Below are 25,736 nucleotides of genomic sequence, written 5' to 3'. Positions count from 1 at the left end.
AAAAGATGAGAATCCGTTCCTCACCAAACGATAGCTGTAAAAAAGCCCCGCATCTCGTCAAGAGAGCGGGGCTTTTCGTATTTTTTGCGTTTAGATCTGTTCAGCCCACAGGTCGTATTCGTCGGCGTCAGTCACTTTGCACCAGACTTTGTCGCCCGGCTTCAGGTTGCTGCCGTTGTCGATGAATACATTGCCGTCGATTTCCGGGGCGTCGAAGAAGCAGCGGCCGACCGCGCCTTGCTCGTCGACTTCATCGACCAGCACTTCGATTTCACGGCCGATGCGCATTTGCAGGCGCGCCGAGCTGATGGCCTGCTGGTGCGCCATGAAACGCTCCCAACGGTCTTGCTTGACGTCATCCGGAACAATTTCCAGATCCAGGTCGTTGGCCGGAGCGCCATCGACCGGCGAGTACTGGAAGCAGCCGACGCGGTCGAGCTGGGCTTCGGTCAGCCAGTTCAGCAGGTACTGAAAGTCTTCTTCGGTTTCGCCGGGGAAACCGACGATGAAGGTCGAACGGATGATCAGGTCCGGGCAGATCTCGCGCCAGTTCTTGATGCGCGCCAGGGTCTTGTCTTCGAACGCCGGGCGTTTCATCGACTTCAGCACTTTCGGGCTGGCGTGCTGGAACGGGATGTCCAGGTACGGCAGGATCTTGCCGGCGGCCATCAGCGGGATCAGCTCGTCGACGTGCGGGTACGGGTAAACGTAGTGCAGGCGAACCCAGACGCCAAGAGTGCTCAGGGCTTCGCAGAGTTCGGTCATGCGGGTTTTCACCGGCGCGCCGTTCCAGAAGCCGGTGCGGTATTTCACGTCGACGCCGTAGGCGCTGGTGTCTTGCGAAATCACCAGCAGCTCTTTGACGCCGGACTTGACCAGGCGCTGGGCCTCGTCCAGGACATCGCCGACCGGACGGCTGACCAGTTTGCCGCGCATCGACGGGATAATGCAGAAGCTGCAGCTATGGTTGCAGCCTTCGGAAATCTTCAGGTACGCGTAGTGGCGCGGGGTCAGTTTGATCCCTTGTGGCGGCACCAGGTCGATCAGCGGGTTGTGGTCCTGACGCGGCGGCACGACTTCGTGCACGGCGTTGACCACTTGCTCGTACTGCTGCGGACCGGTCACGGCCAGCACGCTCGGGTGTACGTCGCGGATGTTGCCTTCTTCGACGCCCATGCAGCCGGTCACGATGACCTTGCCGTTTTCCTTGATGGCTTCGCCGATCACTTCCAGGGATTCAGCCTTGGCCGAATCGATGAAACCGCAGGTGTTGACCACCACGACATCGGCGTCCTGATAAGTGGACACGACGTCATAGCCTTCCATGCGCAGCTGGGTAAGGATGCGCTCGGAGTCGACCAGAGCTTTCGGGCAACCCAGGGATACGAAGCCAACCTTTGGATTGGCCGGCGCGGGAGTGGTGGACATGTCTAACCTCGGTATTTTGTGACGCCGCTTGCCGGGGTGGGCAAAACCGACGGACGGGCGCTTGAACTGCGCCTCTGATCAAAAAGTGCGCAATTCTAGCGATGAGACGTTCACTTGACCAGCTTTATGCAGGGAAATACGACGAGTGCTGCGCTATGCTTCGCGCCGTTGGGCTTTACCGATTTTTTACTGTCAACAAAACGTCTGTAACGTGAAGTAAAACAGCGCATGCTGCGTGACAAAGCATAGTGCTTCTTTCAAAGAAGCCGGGTCTGGGAATCAGGAGTGGTGGATGGGGCAGGCAAGTAGTCAGGCTGACGGGGTCGGTCATTCGGCGGCCAAACCGATCGGTATGCTGGTCGCGGCAGTCGGGGTGGTTTATGGCGATATCGGCACCAGCCCTTTGTACACCCTCAAAGAAGTGTTCTCTGGTGGCTATGGCGTGCCGGTCAACCATGACGGCGTGTTGGGAATTCTATCGCTGATCTTCTGGTCGCTGATCTGGGTCGTGTCGATCAAGTACATGATGTTCGTCTTGCGCGCCGACAACCAGGGCGAAGGCGGGATCATGGCCTTGACTGCGCTGGCCCGGCGGGCGGCGGCGGGGCATGCGAAGTTGCGTGGATTCCTGGTGGTTTGCGGGCTGATCGGCGCGGCGCTGTTTTATGGCGACAGCATGATCACCCCGGCGATTTCCGTACTGTCGGCCATTGAGGGGCTCGGGCTGGCATTCGATGGCATTGACCATTGGGTTGTGCCGCTGTCGCTGGTGGTGCTGGTCGCGTTGTTTCTCATCCAGCGTCATGGCACCGCGCGCATTGGCATTCTGTTCGGACCGATCATGGTCACCTGGTTTGTGGTGCTGGGGGCATTGGGTGTCCATGGGATCATTCAGCACCCGGAAGTGCTGCAAGCGATGAACCCGGTGTGGGGCGTGCGTTTCTTCATCGTTCACCCGGGCATGGGCGTGGCAATCCTGGGTGCGGTGGTACTGGCGTTGACCGGTGCCGAAGCGTTGTACGCCGACATGGGCCACTTCGGCCGCAAGCCGATTGCCCGTGCGTGGTTCATTCTGGTGCTGCCGGCGCTGGTGCTCAATTACTTCGGTCAGGGCGCCTTGCTGCTCGGTGATCCGGAAGCCGCGCGCAACCCGTTCTATCTGCTGGCGCCGAGTTGGGCGTTGATTCCCCTGGTCGGCCTGTCGACCATGGCCACAGTGATTGCTTCGCAAGCAGTGATCTCCGGGGCTTTCTCGCTGACTCGCCAGGCGATTCAGCTCGGCTACATCCCGCGCATGCGCATCCAGCACACCTCCAGCGCCGAGCAGGGCCAGATCTACATCGGTGCGGTGAACTGGTCGCTGATGGTCGGCGTGGTTTTGCTGGTGCTGGGCTTTGAATCCTCGGGCGCGCTGGCTTCGGCCTACGGTGTGGCCGTGACCGGCACCATGCTGATGACCAGCATTCTGGTATCGGCCGTGATCCTGTTGCTGTGGAAATGGCCGCCGCTCCTTGTGGCGCCGCTCCTGCTGGGTTTTCTGTTCGTCGACGGTTTGTACTTTGCCGCCAACGTGCCGAAGATTGCCCAGGGCGGTGCGTTCCCGGTGATCGCCGGTCTCGCGCTGTTCGTGCTGATGACCACCTGGAAGCGCGGCAAGCAGTTGCTGGTCGATCGCATCGATGAGGGTGGATTGCCGCTGCCGATCTTCATCAGCAGTATCGCCGTACAACCGCCACACCGGGTCCAGGGCACCGCCGTGTTCCTGACAGCGCGCCCGGATGCCGTGCCCCACGCGCTGTTGCACAACCTGCTGCACAACCAGGTGCTGCACGAACAGGTGGTGTTGCTGACGGTGGTTTACGAAGACATCCCGCGTGTGCCACCTTCACGGCGCTTCGAGGTGGATTCCCATGGTGAAGGTTTCTTCCGGGTCATCCTGCACTTTGGTTTCACGGATGAACCGGACGTACCGAAGGCGCTGAAACTGTGCCATCTCCCAGAGTTGGATTTCGGCCCGATGCGCACCACCTACTTCCTCAGCCGCGAGACGGTCATCGCCTCTAAACTTGTAGGCATGTCGCGTTGGCGTGCGGCGCTGTTCGCCTTCATGTTGCAGAACGCCAACGGCAACCTGCGCTTCTTCAACCTGCCGCTGAATCGGGTGATCGAGCTGGGGACGCAGGTGGAAATGTAAGCGTCCAACAAAAAGCCCCCGCAATCAAAAGACTGCGGGGGCTTTTTTACAGGCGTTGTTCAGCTTATTCCTGAGCTTCCGTGTCCTGCGCTTGACGCTTTTCGATCACGCCCACCAATCGCTGTGCCAGCGCCGGGTAGTTCTCATCGAAGTGGTGGCCGCCGGGCAGTTTGATGACTTCGCCCACGACGGTCTTGTCGGTGCAGCCGCTCTCATCGACTTCTTCTTCACCGTAGATGCACACCACTTTGGCGGCGGGCAGCTTGGCCATTTCCGGGCCGGTGGCGGCTTCTTTGCCGGCGTTGCCGAGCCAGCCTTCGACTTCGATTTCGAAGCTGCCGGTGCGGGCGAAGGCCAGCAGGATGATTGCGTCGACGCGATTCTGTTCCGATTCGGCCAGTCGGTTGTAGATCGCCGGCAAGACGTCGGCACCGAACGAGTAACCGGTCAGGATGAAGCGTTTGGTGCCCCATTTCTGCCGGTAGTGCTGCATCAGTTCTGCCAGGTCCAGGGCGCTTTGCTCGGGACTCTTGTGCTGCCAGTAGTAGCGCAGGGTGTCGATGCCGACCACGGGATAGCCGATTTTGGCCATTTCGCCTGCAACATCGCGGTCGAGATCGCGCCAGCCGCCATCACCGGACAGGAACAGAGTCACGGTGTCCTTGGCCTGGCCGGCCGGCACTTCAACCACCGGAATCTGCAGACCGCCCGCAGCTTTGTCACCGCCGACGAGGATTTTGCGCAGTTCGTTGTTCAGCACTTGCGGCAGGTTGATGTCGTAGTCGCTGATGCTGGTTTCGGCGTTGGGCTGGTCGCGCACGAAGCCGGCGCTGGTATCGTCCGGGCTGTCGTTCCAGGCCACCAGCCAATGGCCGTGGGCGGCGCTTTTCGGCAGCAGGTGAGTGCAGCCACCGGGTTTTTCCAGGGCCAGGTCCACCGAAATGGCCTGGGCCTTGTCGTTCTTCTGTTCCGACAACCAGCGCCACGCCAGCACGGCGCCCGGGCCGATGCCGCTGACCAGCGTTGCCGGGCCTTTCAATTCGCGCAGGCCGGCTTGCAGGGCGCGGCTTTGCAGCAGGCAGTCCTTGGGCAGGATCACCTGGACGATTTGCGCCGAGGCGCTGCGGCTCAGGGTGGTCAGTTGCTTGTCATTGAGCTTCTGGTCGTCGTTGACCGCCACTAGCACCTGAGCCTTCGGCGTCGTGCCAGGAATGACGCGGGTCATGGCGGCGCCATCGGCCGGGGTGAGCTGTTCGAGGGTCGGTTCCGGTGCCGGGCGTTTGAGGTACCAGAAACCGCCACCGAGAATCACGGCCAGCACAATCAGTACGGCCAGGATGTACTTCAGGGAGCGTTGAATCATCAGCGTTTCACCAATCCAGTCAAGCCGCCCGCGATCAGGGCAGCAGTGTCGGCCAAAGCAACCAGCGGATCGAGTCCGGCAGGTACGGCCATATAACGGGGTTCCCAGTCAGGCTGGAACTTGTCTTTGAAGCGGCGCAAGCCTTGGAAGTTGTAGAGCTGCTCACCACGGCGGAATACCATCGAGCCCAAGCGCTGGGTCAGCGGTGCGCCGCGACGGGGTTGCAACCCCGACAACGGCACCATGCCCAGGCTGAAGCGCGCGTATCCGTGACTCTTATAATGTTGGATCAGGCCGACCATCATGAACTCCATGGTCAGCTTGGGGGCGTCCGGGTGCGCGCGCATCAGGTCGAGGCTGGCCAGGTCATGGCCGTAGGTCTCGAGCAGGTTGGCGAACGCCACCGGGCGCCCTTCGAAACGGATCACCGCAATGCGGAAATGCTTGAGGTAATCATCACTGAAACGGCCGAGGGAGAAGCCTTTCTCGCGCACGTTCTTGCCGGTCAGCCAGGCATCGGAAATCACCTTGAGCTCATCCATCGGCGCCTGGCCCGGCTCATGGATTTCCAGCGACAAACCATCGCGGGTGCCACGGTTCCAGGTGTAGCGCAGGTCCTTCATCTCTTTGCCTTTGGCTTCGAGATCAAAGCGTTTGAGATCGACCCTGGCTTCTTCGCCGAGCTTGATCGCGGTCAGGCCGATGTCCATGTAGTACGGCAGGTTCTCCGCACGCACTTGATAGAACACAGGGCGGGCGTGATGGATGTCGCACAGGTCGCGGAACTGCCAGATCATTTCCGCCCGTTGCTGGCCCGGGCCGATCGGATCATACAGCGCCACCAGACTGCGGCCACGGCGGGCGTACATCAGGAACGCTTCGTCGTTGGGGTGGAACAGCAACGCCTTGTCACCGGTCAGGGCCAGGCCGCCGTCCGGTTGTGCCGAAGCCATGAGGATCTTGCTTGCGCGCTCCAGTTCATCGGGTGTCGGCAGGTGGATCACCGGGCGGGCGGTGCGCAGCAGCCAGGTCAGGGACACCACCACCAGCAACACGGCGGCGCCGAGCAGCGAGCGCAAGCCACGAGGGGCGTCGGCGTCGAGGGTGAACTGCCACCAGAGTTGATGGCTGTACGGCACGTCTTGATAGGCGAACAGCAGCAGCCACATCGATGCGCCGAGAACGCACAGGCTCGCCACCAGGTACAGCGGCGAGAACGGCAATTCAGTCAGGCGGCTCGGGCGATAGAACGAACGCCGGAAAACCCCTAGCAGGCTTGCCGTCAGCACCATCAGGCTGGCTTCCTCCCAGTCGAAACCCTTGAGCAGGGAGAGCAGGGCGCCGACCAGCAACAGAATGGTGGTCAGCATCCAGGCTGCCGACAGTCGGCGACGCAAGCCCTGGGCCAGCAACAGGCACAGCACGCCGACCAGGCTGGCACCAAAGTGCGAGGCATCAACCAGACGGTGCGGGATCAGGAAGCCGATGTGTTCCAGGCGGGTGTCGATTTCCGGGGTGGCTCCGGAGAACAGCAGCACCACGCCAGACAGGAATACCAGCACCGCCAGGATCGGCGCGGCCAGGCCGGAAGCTGCGCGCAGAGTCTGACGCGTCTGGAACAAGCGCTGCCCTTCGCTGATCAGCAGAAACAGACACGCCACCAGCATCGGCAGCACCACATAAATCAGGCGATAGAGCAGCAGGGCGGCCGCCAGAGGCGCAGCACCGAGCTTGTCGGAGAACGCCGCCAGCAAAATCGCTTCGAACACCCCGACACCGCCCGGCACATGGCTGAGCACCCCGGCGGCCAGCGCCAGGAGGTAAACCAGCAGGAAGGCGCCGAAGGGTGGTGCTTCCGGCAGCAACAGATAGAGCACGGTGGCGGCGGCTGCCACATCCAGTGCGGTAATCACCAGTTGCAGGAAGGTCAGGCGGCGCCCGGGCAGGCGCAAGGTACGACGGCCGACTCTGACCAGCAGGTTGTCGGCGTAAGGTTGCTCCGGCAGGCGACGACGGTAAATCCCGACGGCTACTACGCAAAACAGTAGCAGCACGGCGCCCGCAACGGCGCCCAGCAAGGTTTCGGAGAGACCCAGTGCGACAGCGGCGGCTGGCAGGTTGCTGAGCGTCGCTAGGGCGGCGAGCGGCGGCAGGGCGCAGCCGAGCGAGAGGCTGGCGAACAGTGTCATGTGGGCGACTTCAGTGGCCCCCAGCCCATGGCGTGCATATAGACGGTAGCGAACCGAGCCGCCCGACAGCATCGAAAGACCGATGGCATTGCCGATGGCGAAGGCGGTGAACCCGCCCAAAGCAAGGGTGCGCGGTGCCAGGGTCACGCCGGCGTATCGACTGGCCGACCATTCATAACCCAGCAGGATGATGAAACCCAAGACGGTCGCGCCGAACGCACCGAGCAAGGCCGGTTTGGGGATTTCAAGGATTGAGTCGTGCAGAGCGTCCAGATCGAGTTCGCTCAGCAGATGACGACAGGCAATCAGCGCAATCGTAAACAACAGCAGCGTGATCGCCAGGCCGATGGACTGACGGTATTTGCTGACGCGATCAAGCAAGCGCAACCGCTCGGCCTTGATCGGTTGTGTTGCTGTGACGGTGTCTTGTGAATCAGACGAGTTGGCGCGCATCAATCACCTCTTGGATTGTGCGCGACAGGATGGAGGTATCCAGCCAAGTTACCAATCCCTGTAGAAAAAAATAATCACAAATATTAACGCCAATCACCGGCGGTCGGTGATTGCATATCATCAGTCGGAGAGGGCTGAGTCTGCGATTGAGCATAGTCTGAACTCGGCGCATGGGTGACCCCCAGCGGCTCACCACACGGTGACAGATCATTGTTGCGAAAGGACTTTTTCAACAGATACAAAAAAGGCCACTCTTTCGAGTAGCCTTTTTTGATGTTTGGTTGCGGGAGCCGGATTTGAACCGACGACCTTCGGGTTATGAGCCCGACGAGCTACCAGACTGCTCCATCCCGCGTCTGTGTGGCGGCATTCTATAGAGATACGCCGGGGTGTCAACCGTTAAAACCGACTCGGGTCAAATAAACGTATAAACGCGGCAAACGGTCGCAGGCTCGCCTAAGTTTCGGAATCTGAACGAATTCTCATTCCGGCCGTGTGCAGCCATGAAATCAGCATTCTGCAAAACGGGCGCGCACAAAAAAGGCCACTCTTTCGAGTAGCCTTTTTTGATGTTTGGTTGCGGGAGCCGGATTTGAACCGACGACCTTCGGGTTATGAGCCCGACGAGCTACCAGACTGCTCCATCCCGCGTCTGTGTGTCGGCATTCTACAGAGGATCGACGGGGTGTCAACCGCCAACCTCAGTAAAACCTCTTCAGGTTCAATCGCTTAGGTCATCTGCCTCGGTATTGGTTGGCCTGAGAGGTAGGCGTGGCAAGGCTTGCGGCTCTATTAGCACCTGCTATGCGATTGAAAAAATAAATTCAGAGGGTTTCTCCTACGGGGGAAGAAGAACATTCACACTACTGGTGCTATATACAGGTGTCAGTGAGATACTGCTTTTCAGACACGGCATGCCGCCATTTCTTCACCCTTAAACTGCTTTCATATGACCCAGCGAAAAATCATCCACGTCGATTGTGACTGTTTCTACGCCGCCATCGAAATGCGTGACGATCCGAACCTAGCCGGCAAACCACTGGCAGTGGGCGGCTCGCCAGATCGACGCGGGGTGATTGCTACCTGTAATTATGAGGCTCGGGCCTATGGCGTACGTTCGGCCATGTCCTCCGGGCATGCGTTGAAACTGTGTCCCGACCTGACCATCGTCAGGCCGCGGATGGAGGCTTACAGAGAAGCGTCGAAGGAAATTCATACGATCTTTCGCGATTACACCGACATCATTGAGCCGCTTTCCCTCGACGAGGCCTATCTCGATGTGTCGGACTGCGCGCATTTCGGTGGTAGCGCCACGCGCATCGCCCAGGACATCCGTCGGCGGGTCTCGAATCAGTTGCACATCACCGTTTCGGCCGGCGTGGCGCCGAACAAGTTTCTCGCCAAGATCGCCAGCGACTGGAAAAAACCCAACGGTCTGTTCGTCATTACTCCGGATCAGGTCGAGGACTTCGTCAGTGGTCTGCCGGTCAGCAAGCTTCACGGGGTCGGTAAAGTCACCGCCGACAAGTTAGGCAAATTGGGCATCGTTGATTGTGCGCAATTACGCGAGTGGGACAAGTTGGCGCTGGTGCGCGAATTTGGCAGCTTTGGTGAGCGAATGTGGAGCCTGGCCCGTGGGATCGATGACCGCCAGGTGCATAACGACAGTCGCCGGCAGTCGATCAGTGTCGAAAATACCTACGATGTCGATCTGCCGGATCTGCACAGTTGCCTGGATAAATTGCCGGAATTGCTGGAAACCCTCAAAACCCGCATGGCACGAATCGACAGCAGCTACCGGCCGGGCAAGCCGTTCGTCAAAGTGAAGTTTCATGATTTCACCCAGACCACGCTGGAGCAGGCCGGGGCAGGGCGGGATTTGGGCAGTTATCAGCTATTGCTGACCCAGGCGTTCAATCGCGGCGGCAAACCGGTACGGTTGTTGGGGGTGGGGGTGAGGCTGGAGGATTTGCGGGGCGGGTTTGAGCAGATGGAGTTGTTTGAGCGTTGAGCGCTAAATGCAAAAGATCGCAGCCTTTGACAGCACCTACATGGGAATGCGTTCCTCTGTAGGCGCTGCCAAAGGCTGCGTTCTTTCAGTGTGGGGCTAGTTCGGCCCCGGATCCGCCACCAATCGCCCGGCATCTCTGGTCAAGGACTTGAGAAATTCGGTCTGCAGTTCAGGATCGTTACGGGTCAGCTCGATCAGGCTCTGCTCCAGCTCGCTGGCTTCTTCCTCCAACCCCAGTTCCGACAGGCGTTTGACCCGGTGTACCCACTGGCTCACTTCGTCGTCTTCGAGGTCGTCGTAAATCAGTCCGTGGGCTTCGAGCAGTTTGCCGCGCAGGCTGCTGCTGAGTGCCAGGGACGAGTCGCTATGCACGTCGTCCTTGGCATCCTCGACATTGATCTGCAGTTTGCTCAGATGATTGAGGTCGTGTTCCGCGAAAGGGCTGTCCAACAGGTTCAGGCGCAGGACGCCGTTTTTGTCGGTGCTCAGTTCGAAGGTTTCCTTGCCGGCCTTGACCTCGACCGGACGCTCGCTCCACGGCAGGCTCGAGTATTCCGTACGCTTGTCGCGCTGGACTTCGTCGATCCCGGCCAGGTTTTGTTGCGCACGACCGTTGGATTGCACGTTCATGAACGGGTTGAGCCCGGCAAAGCCGTAACTGAACCAGTCTTTGGTCACGCTATCCGGAAGATTGCCGAGGGCGAACACGTTGACCACGTTCGCGCCGACACCACCGACCACCGCCACCGCGCCCAGCGGGATCTCATAGATCTCCCGCCAGGGTTGGTAAGGCGTGTAGCGATCGTAATGGCGCGTGACTTCGAACTCGGTGATTTCGAAGGTCTTTTGCTCGTGGATTTTTACCCGGCGTTGCGGCAGCTCAAGCACCTTGGGCTCACCAACATCGATCTGCAAGCTGTGATCGAGCAGTTTGCGCTCGACACGTTCCTCGTGCTCGCTGCGTTGCGACATGTGATTGGCACAGCCGCTGACCAGCAGGGTGCCGCACAGGGCGGCACCACCGAGGCCTAAGGTGTTTCGCTTGAACATGACGTCTCTATCTGGTTTCAGCGGCGGATACGGGCCTGAAGGAACGACAGTACGTCAGCAACCGGCAGCGCTTGCGGCTCGGCCTCGGTACGGCTCTTGTATTCCAGGTTGCCATCGGCGAGGCCGCGGTCGCTGACCACGATCCGGTGTGGAATGCCGATCAGCTCCATGTCCGCGAACTTGATGCCCGGGCTGGTTTTCTTGTCGCGGTCGTCCAGCAGTACTTCGAAGCCTGCCGCCGTCAGTTCGGCATACAGCTTGTCGGTGGCTTCGCGAACCAGGTCGGTTTCGTAGCGCAGCGGCACCAGGGCGATCTGGAATGGCGCCAGGGTGTCACTCCAGATGATGCCTTTGTCGTCGTTGTTCTGTTCGATGGCAGCCGCGACCACGCGGGAAACGCCGATGCCGTAGCAGCCCATTTCCAGGGTGACCGGCTTGCCGTTCTCGCCCAGCACTTCGCATTTCATCGCCTTGCTGTACTTGTTGCCCAGCTGGAAGATGTGCCCGACTTCGATGCCGCGCTTGATTTCCAGAGTGCCCTTGCCGTCCGGGCTTGGGTCGCCGCTGACCACGTTACGCAGGTCGGCAACGGTCGGAACCGGCAAGTCGCGCTCCCAGTTCACGCCGAAGTAGTGCTTGTCGTCGATGTTGGCACCGATGCCGAAGTCGCTCATCAGCTCGACGGAACGGTCGATGATGATCGGCAGTGGCAGGTTCAGCGGGCCGAGGGAGCCGGCGCCAGCGCCAATGGCGTCACGCAGTTCGGCATCGCTGGCCATCACCAGCGGACTGGCCACGCCTGGCTGGTTCGCAGCCTTGATCTCGTTGAGTTCGTGGTCGCCACGGATGATCAGGGCAATCAACTTGCCTTCTTCCTCGGCATGCACGATCAGGGTCTTGATGGTCTTTTCAATCGGCAGATTGAATTTTTCCACCAGTGCGGCAATGGTCTTGGTATCTGGGGTGTCGACCAAGCGCAGCTCTTCGCTCGGTGCGGCACGCGAGGTTTCGCGTGGCACAGCTTCGGCTTTCTCGATGTTCGCGGCGTAGTCGGAGCCGTTGCTGAAGACGATATCGTCTTCGCCGGACTCGGCCAGGACATGGAATTCGTGGGAGCCGGCGCCGCCGATGGAACCGTTGTCAGCTTCCACAGGGCGGAATTTCAGGCCCAGACGGGTGAACACGTTGCAGTACGCCAGGTGCATGCGGTCGTAAGTGACCTGCAGCGATGGCTGGTCAGCATGGAACGAGTAGGCGTCCTTCATGATGAATTCGCGGCCGCGCATCAAGCCGAAGCGTGGACGGATCTCATCACGGAATTTGGTCTGGATCTGGTACAGGTTGATCGGCAGCTGTTTGTAGCTGCTTAGCTCGTTGCGCATCAGGTCGGTGATGACTTCTTCGTGAGTCGGGCCGGCGCAGAAATCGCGACCGTGGCGATCCTTGAAGCGCAGCAGTTCAGGACCGTACTCTTCCCAGCGACCCGATTCCTGCCACAGTTCAGCCGGTTGAGTACTCGGCATCAACACTTCGAGCGAGCCGGCGGCGTTCATTTCTTCGCGAACGACGGCTTCGACCTTGCGCATCACTCGCAAGCCCATCGGCAACCAGGTGTACAGGCCCGAGGCGAGTTTGCGGATCATGCCGGCGCGCAGCATCAGCTGGTGGCTGATCACGACCGCGTCGGAAGGCGTTTCTTTCTGTGTGGCGAGCAAAAATTGACTGGTGCGCATGGTTGGCCGTTATCGATTGCTGATGACGAGAAATGACGGAGCATTGTACGGGCGAGATCCGCTGTCGTACAGGCGTGCGGTCGGCGGTGTGGCAGGAGGGCGGGAATCGTTCCTCCATCGGTCTTGTTTCCTACAGATGCATCCTACGATTCCTCTGCGACCTGGGTCGGTACGGGGTCCGGGCTGGGTGTCGGGCCTTCGCGGCGGCTTTCCTGGAACCAGTGCAAGGCGATCAGCACCAGTGTCGGAACACCCAGGAGGGCGGTGATCAGGAAGAAATTGTGATAACCGAATTTTTCCACCATGACCCCGGAATACCCGCCGATCAGGCGTGGCAGCAAGAGCATGATCGAGCTGAGCAGGGCGTATTGGGTGGCGGAGAATTTGAGGTTGGTCAGGCTCGACAAGTAAGCCACGAATGCCGAGGTCGCCAGGCCTGAACTGAAGTTGTCCAGAGAAATGGTCAGGATCAGCATGTTCAGGTTGGCGCCCATGTCGGCGAGCATCAGGAACAGGATATTGGTCGCTGCGGAGGCCACTCCGCCGATGAACAGGATCGGCAGGATGCCGAAACGCACGATCAGCAGGCCGCCCATACCGGCGCCGACCAAGGTCATAATCAGGCCGAAAATTTTACTGACGCTGGCGATCTGGTCCTTGGTGAAACCCTGGTCAATGTAGAACACGTTGGCCATCACGCCCATGACCGTATCGGACATCCGATAGGTGGCGATCAGACCAAGCAACAGCAGCGCTTGCCAGCGATAACGCAGAATGAAGTCGTTGACCGGGGTCAGCACCGGCGCCAGGCCACGACGGCCCATGGCTGACAGGCACAGGGCTGTGAGCGTGGTGTAGAGGATCGCTCGCAGGAAGGCGCGATCCTGGAGTAGCAGGTCCAGCAGGCTCACGCCTTCGAACAGCACGCTGGCGAAGTCGGTGTTGTAGAGCTGGGTGAACATGGCCGGCACGGACACCAGTAATACGATCAGCACGAATACCGAGGCCAGTTGATGCACGAAGCTGTAGCGCCCGGCCTGCAATTGCGTGCGCAGCGGCACCGGCGGTTCGCGCATGAACAGGGAGGTCAGCAACGCGGGGACCATCAACACCCCGAACAGGATGTAAGTGCCGGCCCAGGCCGAGTGCTTGTAGTTGAAGCCGGTGGAGCCGAAGCCTTCGGCGAAGTACAGCGCGCCCGCCGTAGCCAGCAGTGCTGCGATTCGATAACCGGACATGTAACTGGCGGCCAGAGCGGCCTGGCGATTGTCTTCGGCGATTTCCAGGCGATAGGCGTCTACGGCAATGTCTTGCGTCGCGGAGGCGAACGCAACGACTACCGCGATGGCGATCAGCCAGGACAAATGCTTTTGCGGGTCGCAGAACCCCATGCCGATCAGGCCAAGGATCACCAGTGCCTGGGAAAGCACCAGCCATGAGCGGCGTCGGCCGAGCTTGCCGAGTAAGGGCAGGCGCCATTGGTCAAGCAACGGTGACCAGACCCATTTAAAGGCGTAGGCCAGACCGATCAGGCTTGCATAGCCGATGGTTTCGCGCGCCACGCCGGCTTCACGCAACCAGACCGACAGTGTTGAGAACACCAGCATGTAGGGCAGGCCGGCAGCGAATCCCAGCAATAGCAGTACAAGCGTCGAGGGGCTGGCATAGGCAGCAAGCGCGGCGCGCCAGGTTTTACGGGGCATGGGCTGGAGTCTGCCTCAAGAAATACGGAAACAAAGCGCGCACTCTAACCGCTGTGCTCTACCGGGCGCCACCCATGGCGCTGAATATCAACACGATTATTCAGGATACTGATGCCCTCCATGCGCAATCGCGCGCGTTGTTCGTCCCCCGATGGGCTGCCGGCGGGGAGGCTGATGCGCCCACCGGCGCCCAGTACACGGTGCCAGGGTAATTTGCTGTCGCCGGGCAGCTGGCTCAAGGTTCGTCCAACCCAGCGCGCCGCCCGACCCAGACCGGCCAGCTCCGCCAACTGACCATAACTCACCACTTTGCCTTCGGGCACTTGGGCCAGGGTCAGATAGAGCGCCGTGCGTCGGATTTGAGCAGCGCTTTCGGGTTCAGCCGTTGTTTCGATCACGTGCGCAGTTCCCTGAATAAATTCGCAGTACCGTCCGTAGAGTAAATCCTGGATCGCCAGTTGAGAAATGAACTCAATAGAAATAGTCGGGTCAGTCCTTGCTAGGGCCTTATTCCTGCGGATAATGCCGACTTTTTTTCGCGAACTTGAGCCTGTATTTGCTTATGTTGTCCAGAACCCTGCTGTGCCTCGCTGTCGTCAGTGCTTCCACTCCCTTGCTCGCGGATACCGTCTGGTTGAAGAACGGTGACAAGTTGAGCGGCAAGATCATTCTGTTTGATGGCGGCAAGCTGTTGGTCCAGACCGAGTACGCCGGCGCTGTGCCGATCGATTGGAGCAAGGTGAAAACCCTGGAGAGTGATCAGCACTTGTTGGTCAAGCAGGATGCCTATACCGGCGAAGTGGCCAAGTCGCTGCACGCGGCGGAGGACGGCAAGGTGACCCTGGCCAACGGTGATGCGCCAAAAACCGTGGAGCTGGCGAGTATCCAGCAGATGCTCAAGCCCAAGCCGGTGGTCGAGGATCTGGTGTGGAAGGGCAATATCGATGCAGCGCTGGATTACCAGCGCGCCGACAAGGACACCGACGATTACGACATCGACTTCAAGACCACTGCGCGCCATGGTCGTTGGCGGCACACGGCGGAAGGCGAGTACAACCGCGAATTCCAGGATGACGTGGTCACCACGGACAACTGGCGGGGCGAGTACTCTCTCGACCGCTTCCTGACCGATAAATGGTTCTGGCAGGGGCGTATGGTCTACAAGCGCGACAAGGTTGAAGACCTGTCCCGCCAGCGCACGGTCGGTACCGGTCCGGGGTACCAGTTCTGGGATGACGAACTGGGGGCGTTCTCCCTCGGTTCGCTGGTCAACCGCACGGATTACGAGTTCGCCGACGGCAGCAAGGAGAACTTCTACTCCGTGGCCATGAAGTGGGACTACAACCGCTACCTGATTGGCAAGAAGGTAGAGTTCTTCACCAATGGCGAGGTGGGCAAGCCGTTGTCGGGTGTGGCTGAGTACGCGCTGGATTCGGAAATCGGCCTGCGTTACAAGGTGACGGACTGGGCTTCGCTCAATCTCAAGGCTGAGCGCAACATCATTGAGGGTACGGATGATGCCGATCTGGACAAGACCCGCTATACCGCCGGGTTTGGCGTGACCTGGTAAACACCAAAAAGATCGCAGCCTTCGGCAACTCCACAGGTGTACACACAACCTTGTAGGGGCTGCCGAAGGCTGCGATCTTTTTTCGCCTGCGAAAAACCTGCAGACACAAAAAAGCCCCGCTTTTGAGGGCGGGGCTTTTTACTAAAGCAAGTACAAGTTAGATAACTTGAACTTCTTCAGCTTGCATGCCTTTCTGACCGCGGGTAGCGATGAAAGAAACCTGTTGGCCTTCTTTCAGGCTTTTGAAGCCGTCGGATTGGATAGCTTTGAAGTGAACGAACAAGTCGTCACCGGATTGTGGAGTGATGAAGCCGAAGCCTTTTTCATCGTTGAACCACTTAACGGTACCGGTTTGGCGATTAGACATGGTGTAACTCCTTGAACAAAGATAACTGCGACTCAGGAAGAACCCTGGCCGAGACTGAGTGCAAAGAGCAGGAAAAATTCTTGTAGATGGTTGGATCGAAATTCAACATATCGTGTAGAGATTCTCAGTGACACAAGCAGCACAGTGGCGCCACCTTAACCCTTTTTCCGGAACGTGCCAATGCTTCTTGCGAAGGTTTCTCGGTTTTCGTGATCGACGGTGCACCGTATTGCTTCGAAGCTGCGCAAATCCGGCAGTATCGTCGAGAATTGTGTGCGGCACTTTGAACCCGGCGGCGCGCCCCGGTAAGATGCCGGACAGATTTTTTCCACCTCGCTATTCAGGACACCCGCCATGAGCATCAAATCGGACAAGTGGATTCGCCGCATGGCGCAAGAGCACGGCATGATCGAGCCGTTCGTAGAGCGTCAGATGCGTGGCAGCGACGATAGCCGTGTGATCTCCTACGGCGTGTCCAGCTACGGCTACGATGTACGTTGCACCAATCACTTCAAAGTGTTCACCAACATCAATTCGGCCATCGTCGACCCAAAAAACTTCGATGCCGGCAGCTTCGTCGATATCCACAGCGACGTGTGCATCATTCCGCCGAACTCCTTCGCCCTGGCCAGTACCGTCGAATACTTCCGCATTCCGCGCAATGTATTGACCATCTGCCTGGGTAAAAGCACCTACGCGCGCTGCGGCATCATCGTCAACGTCACACCGCTCGAGCCCGAGTGGGAAGGTCATGTGACCCTGGAATTCTCGAACACCACCAATCTGCCGGCGAAAATCTACGCCAACGAAGGCGTGGCGCAGATGCTGTTCCTTGAGTCTGACGAAGAGTGTGAAGTGTCCTACAAGGATCGCGGCGGCAAGTATCAGGGCCAGCGTGGCGTGACCCTGCCACGGACCTGAGTCAGCCGTCTGACAAAAAGTGGGAATTCCTGAGCGAGCGTACACTCTATGGAGTGTACTGCTCCGATTCGCGCAAGGCGGACCGGGCCATCGCTCAGGAGTGCGTTATGAAGATCGATCCGCGAATAAGTGCCGAACTGGCAAGGCTTGAACCCAATCAAGTGGGCGTGCTGGCCTGGTCCTTGTTGGCGTATCCCTCGGTCGTCCAGGCTGGCGGGATCCCCGGTCAACCCGATCCAGATACTCCGAACGAACAACCTACCGAGCCTGGCGAACCAACGTTGCCGGATGAGCCGCCTCCTGCCCCTGTCGCCTGAATCCGGCTTGTAACAAGGTCAGTGCCCCGAGTTCGTTTTCGCTCTTCGGGCATTGGCCTTGTTTGCATTTTCCGTTTACCAAACGGTTGCCGTTTACAGCTCTGATCCTGACTTCTCATATTCGGAAATAACTGTGTTTGCCGTTGAAACCAATCGGCGGAGCAGCCGTGGTTTCATTTCGGTTTTGCACGCGCCCAAGACCTTGTGCAAAGGCCCGCGCACAACAATATGAAAAGGGAATTTCAGGGTGAGTACGAATCGAACGGGACGTTTGAGTGCCAATGTGATCACGGCGAGCGGAGCAATAGAGTTTCGGGTGACGCAAGGGCTCTATCACTATGAACGCAATGGTCTGCACTGTATCGAGGCCAGTAACGGCGAAGGGAACGAGTTTTACGTGTATCTGCCGGTCGGAATGCAATCCGGTAGCTACAGTCTGGGGCTGAGTGAACGGTCCCCCATGATTATTCATGTGACAGGTCATTCTGAAGCGGAGCTGTATCGAGGCACGCTTGAGTTGATGGTAGGCGGGGATACGCAATTTGCCGGTAGCTTCAGCGGGCTTGATGCCGATGGCATGCAGGTGGAGAACGGTAGCTTCAGGCTGGAGTACGAAGCGAGTATCTAATCCTGCAAGAGCTGCCGCAGCCTGCGGCAGCTCTTGCAAGGCGTATTACTTCAGATTGCCGCTCAGGAATTGCTTCAAACGCTCACTCTTCGGATTACCCAGCACGTCTTCCGGCGCGCCTTCTTCTTCTACCAGGCCTTGGTGCAGGAACAGCACCTGGCTGGAGACTTTGCGTGCGAAGCTCATTTCGTGGGTGACCATGATCATGGTCCGACCTTCTTCAGCCAGACCCTGGATCACCTTCAGCACTTCACCGACCAGTTCCGGGTCCAGGGCCGACGTCGGTTCGTCGAACAGCATGACTTCCGGTTCCATGGCCAAGGCCCGGGCAATCGCCACGCGTTGTTGCTGGCCGCCAGACAGGAACGCCGGGTACTGATCGGCCACGCGCGCCGGCAGGCCGACCTTGTCCAGGTAACGACGGGCACGGTCTTCGGCTTCCTGCTTGCTGCAACCCAGCACCCGGCGCGGGGCCATGGTGATGTTTTCCAGCACGGTCATGTGGCTCCACAGGTTGAAATGCTGGAACACCATGGCCAGACGGGTGCGGATCCGTTGCAGCTCGTCGGGATCGGCGACGTGCATGCCGTGACGATCCTTGACCATGCGGATCGCCTGGCCGTCGAGGCTCATGGCGCCGTCATTGGGTTGTTCGAGAAAGTTGATGCAGCGCAGAAAGGTACTTTTACCCGAGCCGCTGGCGCCAATCAGGCTGATGACGTCGCCGGTGTGGGCCTTGAGCGAAACGCCTTTGAGCACCTCATGATCGCCATAGCTTTTATGCAGGCCTTCGATGGTCAGTTTGTACATGGAACAAGCATCCTCAAGGCGAAAGTAGGTAGCCGCTGCGATAGGCTTCGGCGCCCGCGACGTGGGCGATCACCATGCCGGCGGTGGCCATGCGGCGCAGCGAACGGGCGTACATCAGCCCGGCGGCGGTGCAGTGCACGGGGGTGACGCGGTCAAGGATCGGGTCGATGATTTCGGCGATCAGTTGTCCGGCCTCCAGGTATTCCCCGGGCAGCGCGGTGAACACCAGCAGCCCGCCGACCGGCGTTGCTACGGGTTCAACACCGGCCAGCGGTGTAGCCGGGTAGGGCAGGTCGGGCAATGGCGCCGGTTCGCCGGCAATCGCGCCGAAGTGAATCAGGTATTCGATCAGTGCCTGGCTGTCGAGACTGGCCAGCGGGTGATTGACGTCGCCTTGGCCGCGCAGTTCGACCGTGACCGAAAAACTCCCCGGTGGAATGTCGAAGTGTTCACCGAAGCGCTCTTTGAGCTGCCACCAGAGCAAAGTGAAGCATTCATCGAACGACTGACCGCCAGAATCAGTGGCCAGCAGACTGGCTTCTGCGCCGATGTAGCGGGCCAGCGGCTCGACCTGTGGCCAGGCCTCGGGCGTGGTGTACAGGTGCGCGACGGCTTCGAAATCGCAATGCAGGTCCAGCACCATGTCGGCATCGCAGGCCAGCCGTTGCAGGGTCAGGCGTTGGGATTGCAACTGAGTGCCGGGAGTCTGGCGCGCCAGTGCATTGCGCAGGCTGTTGCGGATCAGTTCGAGGTTGTGTTGCGAGTCGTCGCCGAGTTGGCCTTCGATCTCGTTGCCGACCTCTTCGCTCAAGTCGACGAACCAGCGGTTGAAGTTCTGCCCGCTTTCCAGCTCATAGCGACCCAGCGGCACGTCCATCAGCACTTGTTCCAGGCCGACGGGGTTGGCCACCGGCACCAGGACGATTTCGCTGCGCAGGCGACCTGCGGCTTCCAGCTCCGCCAGACGCTGCTTGAGGTGCCAGGCGACCAGCATGCCGGGCATTTCATCGGCGTGCAGGGAAGCCTGGATGTAGATTTTGCCTTGGGCCGATGCCGGCCCGAAGTGGAAGCTGTGGATCTGTCGTGCTGTCCCCGGCAGCGGGGCCAGCAGGTCGTGAATCTGGTGGCGCATTGCGAAAAATCCTAGTGGGTCGGACCAAGGAAGGCTAGCCAGCGACGTTCGGCGAGACGGAACAGGCCGACCAGCGCAAAGGTGACGGACAGGTAGATCAGCGCGGCAATACCGAACGACTGAAAGGTCAGGAAGGTCGCCGAGTTGGCGTCCCGAGCGACTTTCAAAATGTCCGGGATGGTTGCGGTGAACGCCACGGTGGTCGAGTGCAGCATCAGGATCACTTCGTTGCTGTAGTACGGCAGCGAACGACGCAGAGCCGAAGGCATGATCACGTAGGCATACAACTTCCAGCCTGTCAGGCCGTAGGCCTTGGCCGCTTCGACTTCACCATGGGCCATGCTGCGAATCGCCCCGGCGAAAATCTCCGTGGTGTAGGCGCAGGTATTCAGGGCGAACGCCAGGATGGTGCAGTTCATCGCGTCGCGGAAGAAACTGTCGAGCACCGGTTGCGCGCGCACGGCGGCCAGGCTGTAGATCCCGGTGTAGCAGATCAGCAACTGGATATAGAGCGGCGTGCCACGGAACAGGTAGGTGTAGAACTGCACCGGCCAGCGAATGTAGAAGTGCGGCGAAACACGGGCGATCGACAGCGGAATCGAGACGATGAAACCGATGAAGATCGACGCGCTGAGCAACCACATGGTCATCGCCAGACCGGTGATGTTTTGGCCGTCACTGTAGAGGAAGGGTCTCCAGTATTCCTGCAGAAGTTCGATCATCGTACGGCCTCCCGGGTACCGGCGGCGTAGCGGCGTTCGAGCCAGCGCAGAATGAAGTTGGAGGCACTGGTGATCAGCAGATAGATCAAGGCCGCGAGCACCAGGAAGTAGAACAGTTGATAGCTGCTTTTACCGGCGTCCTGGGCAGCCTTGACCAGATCGGCGAGGCCGATGATCGACACCAGCGCAGTGGCCTTGAGCATGACCATCCAGTTGTTGCCAATACCCGGCAGGGCATAGCGCATCATCTGCGGGAACACCACGATGCGAAAACGCTGGCCGCGCTTGAGGCCGTAGGCGGTGGCCGCTTCAACCTGGCCGCGAGGCACGGCAAGGATGGCGCCGCGGAATGTCTCGGTGAAATACGCGCCGTAAATGAAGCCCAGGGTCAGTACCCCGGCGCTGAACGGGTTGATCTCGATGTATTCCCATTCCATGTAGTCGGTGAGCGACGTCAGCCAGGTTTGCAGGCTGTAGAAAATCAACAGCATCAGCACCAGGTCCGGCACCCCGCGAATCAGCGTGGTGTAGCACTGGGCAACCAGGCGCAGCAGTTTGACTTTTGACAGTTTGGCACTGGCGCCGAGCAGGCCGAGCAACACGGCCACCAGCAGCGACATCGCCGATAATTTGATGGTCATCCAGGTGCCTTCCATCAGCAAAGGACCGAAGCCCTTGAGGCTGAAGGCTGAGAGCCCCAGATTTTGTAAGAGGTTTTCGAACATAAATCAGCAACCTGATCGGGTGAAAAAAGCGCCCATCGCGAGATGGGCGCCGGGCATTATTTGCCGCTGTACAGATTCAGATCGCCAAAGTGTTTCTTCTGAATGGTGGCGTAGGTGCCATCATCGTGTAACGCTTTGATACCTTTATCCAAAAGTGCTTTCAGCTCGGTGTTACCTTTCTTAATACCGACCGCTGTCTTGGCTGGGAGCAAAGCGTTGTCAACTGGCTTGCTGACGTCGTAGTCGGCACCTTGTGGGGACTTGAGGAAGCCCAGTTCGGCTTGCAGCATGTCCTGGATGCCAGCGTCGAGACGACCGGAAGTCAGGTCGGAATACACCTGGTCCTGGTTCTGATAGGCCTGGGTTTTCACGCCTGCCTTGTCCAGAACGGCTTTGGCATAGGCTTCCTGGATGGTGCCTTGTTCGTAGCCAACGGTTTTGCCCTTCAGCGAAGCGACGTCGGCGGTGATGCCGGAACCTTTCTTGGACACGTAAGCGGTTGGGCCGGAGAACAGCTCGCTGGAGAAGTCGATGACTTTTTCGCGGGCTTCGGTGACGGTCATCGAAGAGATCACGCCGTCGAATTTATTGGCCTTGAGGCCAGGAATCATCCCGTCGAAATCGCTTTCGACCCATTTGCACTTGACCTTCAGCTCGGCGCAGATTGCGTTACCCAGATCGATGTCGAAACCCACCAGGTTCCCGTCGGCCGCTTTCGACTCGAACGGTGCGTAGGAAGGGTCAACGCCAAAACGCAATTCTTTGTATTCCTTTGCCATGGCGGAGCCAGCGGCCATGCACAACGCCAGTGCAGAAAGGGTCAGCAATGCTTTTTTCATTATTTATTCCCTAAAACCAATATGAGCGCTTGTGGCGCAGAATTATTGTTACTGGTAAGCGTAAGACCTAATGAAAGTAGCAATTTCCGAACCAGAGTGCCGAACAAGCGTTTAACAGGCATTCAGGAAATCGCCGGGATGGGATTAGTGCACGAAAATGGGCGCCTTGGAAGACCCGCACTCTTTTGGTTCTCGCATCTCTTCATCGGTCAGTCCGGAACAGGCTTTGGCAAAGGGCACCAGTGTGCGTTCGCTGGCGTCGGGCAAGCCGTCCCAGGGCGCGGGGAGAGAAGTTCTATCGATTTTCCGGGATCAAAAAGCAAAAGATCGCAGCCTGCGACAGCTCCTGCACCGATCTCTGCAGGAGTTGCCGCAGGCTGCGATCTCTTGATCTTATTTACCCGGTGTCAGGGTCAAACGTTTGGTCCCGTACACCTTGTCGAAGTTCTGCGGCTGCATCGGCAAGCTCTGATACTGCCCCTTGAGCCACGGTTCGATGCTGTTCAGGTAGTTCGGGCTGGCTGGGTTGCCGGACTGGCCGGTGGCGTTCTGGCTCATCAGCGGTTCGGGTTGGCCGAAGTCGACGATAAAGCGCATGGCCGGTGCCAGCGTCGTATTGAAGTCCTGACCCCAAGCGAACGCGGCAGTATTGAGCGTGGTGTGATCGCCGCCCGCCGGTACCGGACCGCGCACGGTCTGGCCATTGGCGTTCTTCCATTCATAGCGGTGCAATTTGCCCCACTGCCAGGCTTTGTGATCGCCACCCAACTGGCTGTCGCCTGCAGTAATGGCCGCTGCGAGGCTGCGAGCGAGGATCGCCGGTTTGTCTTCTTTCTGAGCGGTGCGAGCATCGTCCCAGAACGGACTGTCTTCGCAGCCCAGCAGGTGATCGGCCTGGGCGGCATAGGACAATTTGCCATTGGCGACGAAGGCTTTCCAGGCCGGGCTGCTTTCCGGGCCCAGTTCATCGAGGAAAATCTGCTTCATGCTTTCTTGCAAGAACAGCTCGTAGATCGCCGCGTCGGTGGAGGTCGGGGCCAGTTTGCCGTCGAACGCCATCAAGCGCGTCAACGCCTCACGCGCCTTGCCGCGATCCGCCACCGGCAGGGCTTCGATCGCCTGTTTGAGCGGCTGGGCCATGCCCGGTGCTTCGAACATCTTCTTCAGTTTGGCGGCGAAGGTGGTGGTCTGGTCGTATTGCATGGCGATCAGGCTGCGGGTGTCATGTTTGCCCGCACCGGCCAGTTCCGCCAGACGTTCGCCACGTTCCGGGGCCGACCAGGAGTTGGACAGCTGCATGCCATAGCCATGGGGAATGACCCGCTGGTTGGCGGTGCCGAGCCAGCCTTGCGCCGGGTCTTGATCGTAGGGGTGCAGCATCGGGTCGGCGTAACCGTCCCAATCGTAGCGATCTTCCCAGCCCGGCGAAGGCAGCAGGCCTTCGCCTTCGCGGCGATTCGGGTAGCGGCCGGTGACTTGCCAGCCGATGTTGCTGGCATCGGCAAACACCAGGTTCAAGGCGATGGCGCGGATCTCGCGGCTGGCGTCCGAGGCTTTTTCGACACTCTGCGCACGGGACAGGTCGAAAAACGCGTCCAGGCTCCTGTCGTCGGTGAAGTTCGGCGTCTGCAACGCCAGGCCGAAACCGCTTCCTTGTGCCAGGCCTTGGGCGCTGTTGAGTAGTGGGCCATGGCGTGTTTCGTACACCGCTTCGCGAATCGGTCGCTGGCCTTTGACGAAATAGGTTTCGTTACGCACGATCGCCGGCTGCCATTTGCCGTTGGTTTCGTAGGCGAGATCATTGCCCTGGCGGCGGATTTTTTCCAGGAACAGGTCCTGGTTGTCGCCCATGACGCTGGTCGTGCTCCACGCCACTTTACCGTTGAACCCGCCCAGCACCATTGGCAACCCGGCGATGGTCACGCCGGAAGCCTGATACTTCGGCGCGCGAATCTGCACATAGCTGAACAATGACGGCACGCCCATCGGGCCATGGCTGTCGCTGGCCAGCAGACTTTTACCGCTGCGGCTGCGTTGCGGGGCGATCGCCCAGTTGTTCGACGAAGTGGCACCGAGCAGATTCAGATCAGAGAGCTGGCCTGTGGCTTTGCTGATGTCGGCCAGCCCCGGAATTTGTCCGTTGAGGTTGATGCCTTGCAGCTTTTCGCTTTCAGCCAATGGCAATTTTTCGTCAGGAGCGGACGGCGTCAGCCACGGCAGTTTGTCGGTGGTGATGGTTTGCGCGAGCACCAGCGCGGAAATCTCTTCCGGCAGGTTGGCGGACTGGCTGAAGTTCAACAGGCAGAAAATCAGCGCCGAATCTTCCGGTTGCCAGTATTCAGGTTTGTAGCCGCTGGCGGCGAGGTCCGCCGGCAACTTGTCGCGGTAGCGGAACAGGTAAGCGTTGACCCCGCGAGCATAGACTTCGAAGAAACGCTTGAGGCGCGGCGAAGACGCTTTGTACAGCTCACCAGCGCTTTTCTTCAGATTGACCGCGCGCATGTAGCGGTCGGCGTCCAGCAGGTCCGCACCGTGCATTTCAGCCAGACGACCCTGAGCCAGCAAACGCAGGGTGACCATTTGTGTGATTCGGTCGCTGGCGTGCACATAACCGAGGCTGAACAGCGCGTCGTGGAACGTGCTGCTTTCGATCAACGGCATGCCCATGGCATTGCGGCGCACCGAAACGTTCTGCGCCAGCCCCTTCAGCGGCTGTACGCCGGAGGTCGGTGTAAGGGTGTCCTGGGCGTTGAAGCTCTGACAACCGGTCAGGCTCAAAACCCCCGCCACTGCTGCGGCAACGCCGAACCGGGGTAGAAAATGTGTAAGGGCTGGCGAGGCCATGGCAAAGCTCCTGCGGGGGTAGCGTCAGTAAAGGCGCTACGTTAGTGAGCGGGAGGTGGGCGCGCAAGCGGGGTACAAGGTTATTTCAGGATTTGTCTGATAAGTTCAGCGACCAATGGTCAGGGAGAGTCTTCGGTATGGAGTTAATGGCAAACGCAGCGCTGATCATCATTGATCAACAGAAAGGCATCCTGCACCCCAGGCTCGGCCGCCGGAATAATCCCGAGGCCGAGGACCGCATGCTGGAACTGCTGGGCCAATGGCGGCGCAGCGGGCGACCGATCATTCATGTGCAGCACTTGTCGCGATCGGAAGATTCAGTGTTCTGGCCGCAGCAGTCGGGCGTGGAATTTCAGGAGCGATTTCTACCATTGCCGGGTGAGCATCTGATTCAAAAACAGGTGCCGGATGCGTTTTGTTCGACGGGGCTGGAGGCTCTGTTGCTCGGGACGGGGATCGGGCAACTGATCATCGTTGGCGTGGCGACCCACAACTCAGTGGAATCCACGGCGCGTACGGCGGGCAATCTGGGGTTCGATACCTGGGTGGTCGAGGATGCGTGCTTTACCTTCGACAAGGCCGACTTTTTCGGGCATGCCCGCTCAGCCGAGGAGGTACACGCAATGTCGCTGGGGAACTTGCATGGGGAGTATGCGACGGTGGTCAGTAGTGCGCAGATTCTGAATTAATGCTGACTGTGCGGGCCTCTTCGAGAGCAGGCTCGCACCCACATTGAA

At 59.3% G+C, this 25,736-nt stretch carries 21 protein-coding genes and 2 tRNA genes; 7 read left to right on the top strand and 16 right to left on the bottom strand.

Annotated features, from left to right (window positions below):
* Nucleotides 1–90 precede the first annotated feature (90 nt).
* Nucleotides 91–1,428, bottom strand: a complete 1,338-nt coding sequence (gene rimO / locus ACNYC6_RS07345) for a 30S ribosomal protein S12 methylthiotransferase RimO (RefSeq protein ID WP_419711735.1) — start codon at nucleotides 1,426–1,428, stop codon at nucleotides 91–93.
* Nucleotides 1,429–1,720: 292 nt separating this feature from the next.
* Between rimO and ACNYC6_RS07340 the strand changes: the two genes are divergently transcribed.
* Nucleotides 1,721–3,622 carry a potassium transporter Kup gene (locus ACNYC6_RS07340; protein ID WP_419711734.1) on the top strand — a complete coding sequence of 634 codons (1,902 nt, stop codon included), beginning with the start codon at nucleotides 1,721–1,723 and terminating at the stop codon, nucleotides 3,620–3,622.
* Between the two features lie 64 nt (nucleotides 3,623–3,686).
* On the opposite strand, the gene ACNYC6_RS07335 is transcribed toward ACNYC6_RS07340, so the two are convergent.
* The 4 genes from ACNYC6_RS07335 to ACNYC6_RS07320 form a co-directional block, all read right to left on the bottom strand.
* Complete coding sequence (locus ACNYC6_RS07335; RefSeq protein ID WP_419711733.1) at nucleotides 3,687–4,985, bottom strand: AcvB/VirJ family lysyl-phosphatidylglycerol hydrolase; 1,299 nt, start codon at nucleotides 4,983–4,985, stop codon at nucleotides 3,687–3,689.
* Nucleotides 4,985–7,627 carry a bifunctional lysylphosphatidylglycerol flippase/synthetase MprF gene (mprF, locus tag ACNYC6_RS07330; RefSeq protein ID WP_419711732.1) on the bottom strand — a complete coding sequence of 881 codons (2,643 nt, stop codon included), beginning with the start codon at nucleotides 7,625–7,627 and terminating at the stop codon, nucleotides 4,985–4,987. The genes ACNYC6_RS07335 and mprF overlap by 1 nt, the downstream gene beginning before the upstream one ends.
* 278 nt (nucleotides 7,628–7,905) lie before the next feature.
* Nucleotides 7,906–7,982 (bottom strand) — tRNA-Met (locus tag ACNYC6_RS07325).
* A 219-nt stretch (nucleotides 7,983–8,201) separates the two neighbouring features.
* Nucleotides 8,202–8,278 (bottom strand) — tRNA-Met (locus ACNYC6_RS07320).
* A gap of 298 nt (nucleotides 8,279–8,576) precedes the next feature.
* On the opposite strand from ACNYC6_RS07320, the gene dinB reads away from it, so the two are divergent.
* Nucleotides 8,577–9,638, top strand: a complete 1,062-nt coding sequence (gene dinB, locus ACNYC6_RS07315; protein ID WP_419711731.1) for a DNA polymerase IV — start codon at nucleotides 8,577–8,579, stop codon at nucleotides 9,636–9,638.
* Between the two features lie 96 nt (nucleotides 9,639–9,734).
* On the opposite strand, the gene ACNYC6_RS07310 is transcribed toward dinB, so the two are convergent.
* The 4 genes from ACNYC6_RS07310 to ACNYC6_RS07295 form a co-directional block, all read right to left on the bottom strand.
* Nucleotides 9,735–10,688, bottom strand: coding sequence for a hypothetical protein (locus tag ACNYC6_RS07310; RefSeq protein ID WP_419711730.1), 954 nt, complete (start codon nucleotides 10,686–10,688; stop codon nucleotides 9,735–9,737).
* Between the two features lie 17 nt (nucleotides 10,689–10,705).
* Nucleotides 10,706–12,421: a proline--tRNA ligase gene (locus tag ACNYC6_RS07305; protein WP_419711729.1), complete on the bottom strand. Its 1,716-nt coding sequence runs from the start codon at nucleotides 12,419–12,421 to the stop codon at nucleotides 10,706–10,708.
* A 143-nt stretch (nucleotides 12,422–12,564) separates the two neighbouring features.
* The gene (locus ACNYC6_RS07300) at nucleotides 12,565–14,124 is read right to left on the bottom strand and encodes an AmpG family muropeptide MFS transporter (RefSeq protein WP_419711728.1); all 1,560 of its coding nucleotides are present in this window, start codon (nucleotides 14,122–14,124) and stop codon (nucleotides 12,565–12,567) included.
* 44 nt (nucleotides 14,125–14,168) lie between these two features.
* On the bottom strand, nucleotides 14,169–14,540 hold the full coding sequence (locus ACNYC6_RS07295; protein WP_419712924.1) for an MGMT family protein: 372 nt from the start codon (nucleotides 14,538–14,540) through the stop codon (nucleotides 14,169–14,171).
* Between the two features lie 146 nt (nucleotides 14,541–14,686).
* Between ACNYC6_RS07295 and ACNYC6_RS07290 the strand changes: the two genes are divergently transcribed.
* The gene (locus tag ACNYC6_RS07290) at nucleotides 14,687–15,694 is read left to right on the top strand and encodes a DUF481 domain-containing protein (RefSeq protein WP_419711727.1); all 1,008 of its coding nucleotides are present in this window, start codon (nucleotides 14,687–14,689) and stop codon (nucleotides 15,692–15,694) included.
* A gap of 157 nt (nucleotides 15,695–15,851) precedes the next feature.
* On the opposite strand, the gene ACNYC6_RS07285 is transcribed toward ACNYC6_RS07290, so the two are convergent.
* Nucleotides 15,852–16,061 carry a cold-shock protein gene (locus ACNYC6_RS07285; RefSeq protein ID WP_002554837.1) on the bottom strand — a complete coding sequence of 70 codons (210 nt, stop codon included), beginning with the start codon at nucleotides 16,059–16,061 and terminating at the stop codon, nucleotides 15,852–15,854.
* Nucleotides 16,062–16,415: 354 nt separating this feature from the next.
* On the opposite strand from ACNYC6_RS07285, the gene dcd reads away from it, so the two are divergent.
* From dcd to ACNYC6_RS07270, 3 genes are all read left to right on the top strand, one after another.
* Nucleotides 16,416–16,982, top strand: coding sequence for a dCTP deaminase (dcd, locus tag ACNYC6_RS07280; RefSeq protein WP_007940589.1), 567 nt, complete (start codon nucleotides 16,416–16,418; stop codon nucleotides 16,980–16,982).
* 107 nt (nucleotides 16,983–17,089) lie between these two features.
* A complete protein-coding gene (locus ACNYC6_RS07275; protein ID WP_419711726.1) occupies nucleotides 17,090–17,299 on the top strand; it encodes a hypothetical protein in 210 nt (69 codons plus the stop codon).
* Between the two features lie 271 nt (nucleotides 17,300–17,570).
* Nucleotides 17,571–17,927: a hypothetical protein gene (locus ACNYC6_RS07270; RefSeq protein WP_419711725.1), complete on the top strand. Its 357-nt coding sequence runs from the start codon at nucleotides 17,571–17,573 to the stop codon at nucleotides 17,925–17,927.
* A 45-nt stretch (nucleotides 17,928–17,972) separates the two neighbouring features.
* On the opposite strand, the gene ACNYC6_RS07265 is transcribed toward ACNYC6_RS07270, so the two are convergent.
* The 6 genes from ACNYC6_RS07265 to ACNYC6_RS07240 form a co-directional block, all read right to left on the bottom strand.
* Nucleotides 17,973–18,737 carry an ABC transporter ATP-binding protein gene (locus ACNYC6_RS07265; protein ID WP_419711724.1) on the bottom strand — a complete coding sequence of 255 codons (765 nt, stop codon included), beginning with the start codon at nucleotides 18,735–18,737 and terminating at the stop codon, nucleotides 17,973–17,975.
* 13 nt (nucleotides 18,738–18,750) lie between these two features.
* A complete protein-coding gene (locus ACNYC6_RS07260; protein WP_419711723.1) occupies nucleotides 18,751–19,869 on the bottom strand; it encodes a succinylglutamate desuccinylase/aspartoacylase family protein in 1,119 nt (372 codons plus the stop codon).
* Between the two features lie 11 nt (nucleotides 19,870–19,880).
* Nucleotides 19,881–20,591, bottom strand: coding sequence for an ABC transporter permease (locus tag ACNYC6_RS07255; RefSeq protein WP_419711722.1), 711 nt, complete (start codon nucleotides 20,589–20,591; stop codon nucleotides 19,881–19,883).
* Nucleotides 20,588–21,316 (bottom strand): ABC transporter permease, encoded by a 729-nt coding sequence (locus ACNYC6_RS07250; RefSeq protein WP_150704500.1) that lies wholly within the window; start codon nucleotides 21,314–21,316, stop codon nucleotides 20,588–20,590. Before ACNYC6_RS07250 ends, ACNYC6_RS07255 begins: the two co-directional genes overlap by 4 nt.
* Before the next feature lie 56 nt (nucleotides 21,317–21,372).
* On the bottom strand, nucleotides 21,373–22,155 hold the full coding sequence (locus tag ACNYC6_RS07245; protein ID WP_419711721.1) for a transporter substrate-binding domain-containing protein: 783 nt from the start codon (nucleotides 22,153–22,155) through the stop codon (nucleotides 21,373–21,375).
* A 393-nt stretch (nucleotides 22,156–22,548) separates the two neighbouring features.
* Nucleotides 22,549–24,999 (bottom strand): penicillin acylase family protein, encoded by a 2,451-nt coding sequence (locus ACNYC6_RS07240; protein WP_419711720.1) that lies wholly within the window; start codon nucleotides 24,997–24,999, stop codon nucleotides 22,549–22,551.
* 137 nt (nucleotides 25,000–25,136) lie between these two features.
* Between ACNYC6_RS07240 and ACNYC6_RS07235 the strand changes: the two genes are divergently transcribed.
* Nucleotides 25,137–25,688 (top strand): cysteine hydrolase family protein, encoded by a 552-nt coding sequence (locus ACNYC6_RS07235; RefSeq protein WP_419712923.1) that lies wholly within the window; start codon nucleotides 25,137–25,139, stop codon nucleotides 25,686–25,688.
* The last annotated feature ends 48 nt before the right edge of the window (nucleotides 25,689–25,736 follow it).

The organism is Pseudomonas sp. NFX224 (genome assembly GCF_048565165.1).
Lineage (GTDB): Bacteria > Pseudomonadota > Gammaproteobacteria > Pseudomonadales > Pseudomonadaceae > Aquipseudomonas.
This window is presented reverse-complemented; position numbering and strand designations above follow the sequence as displayed.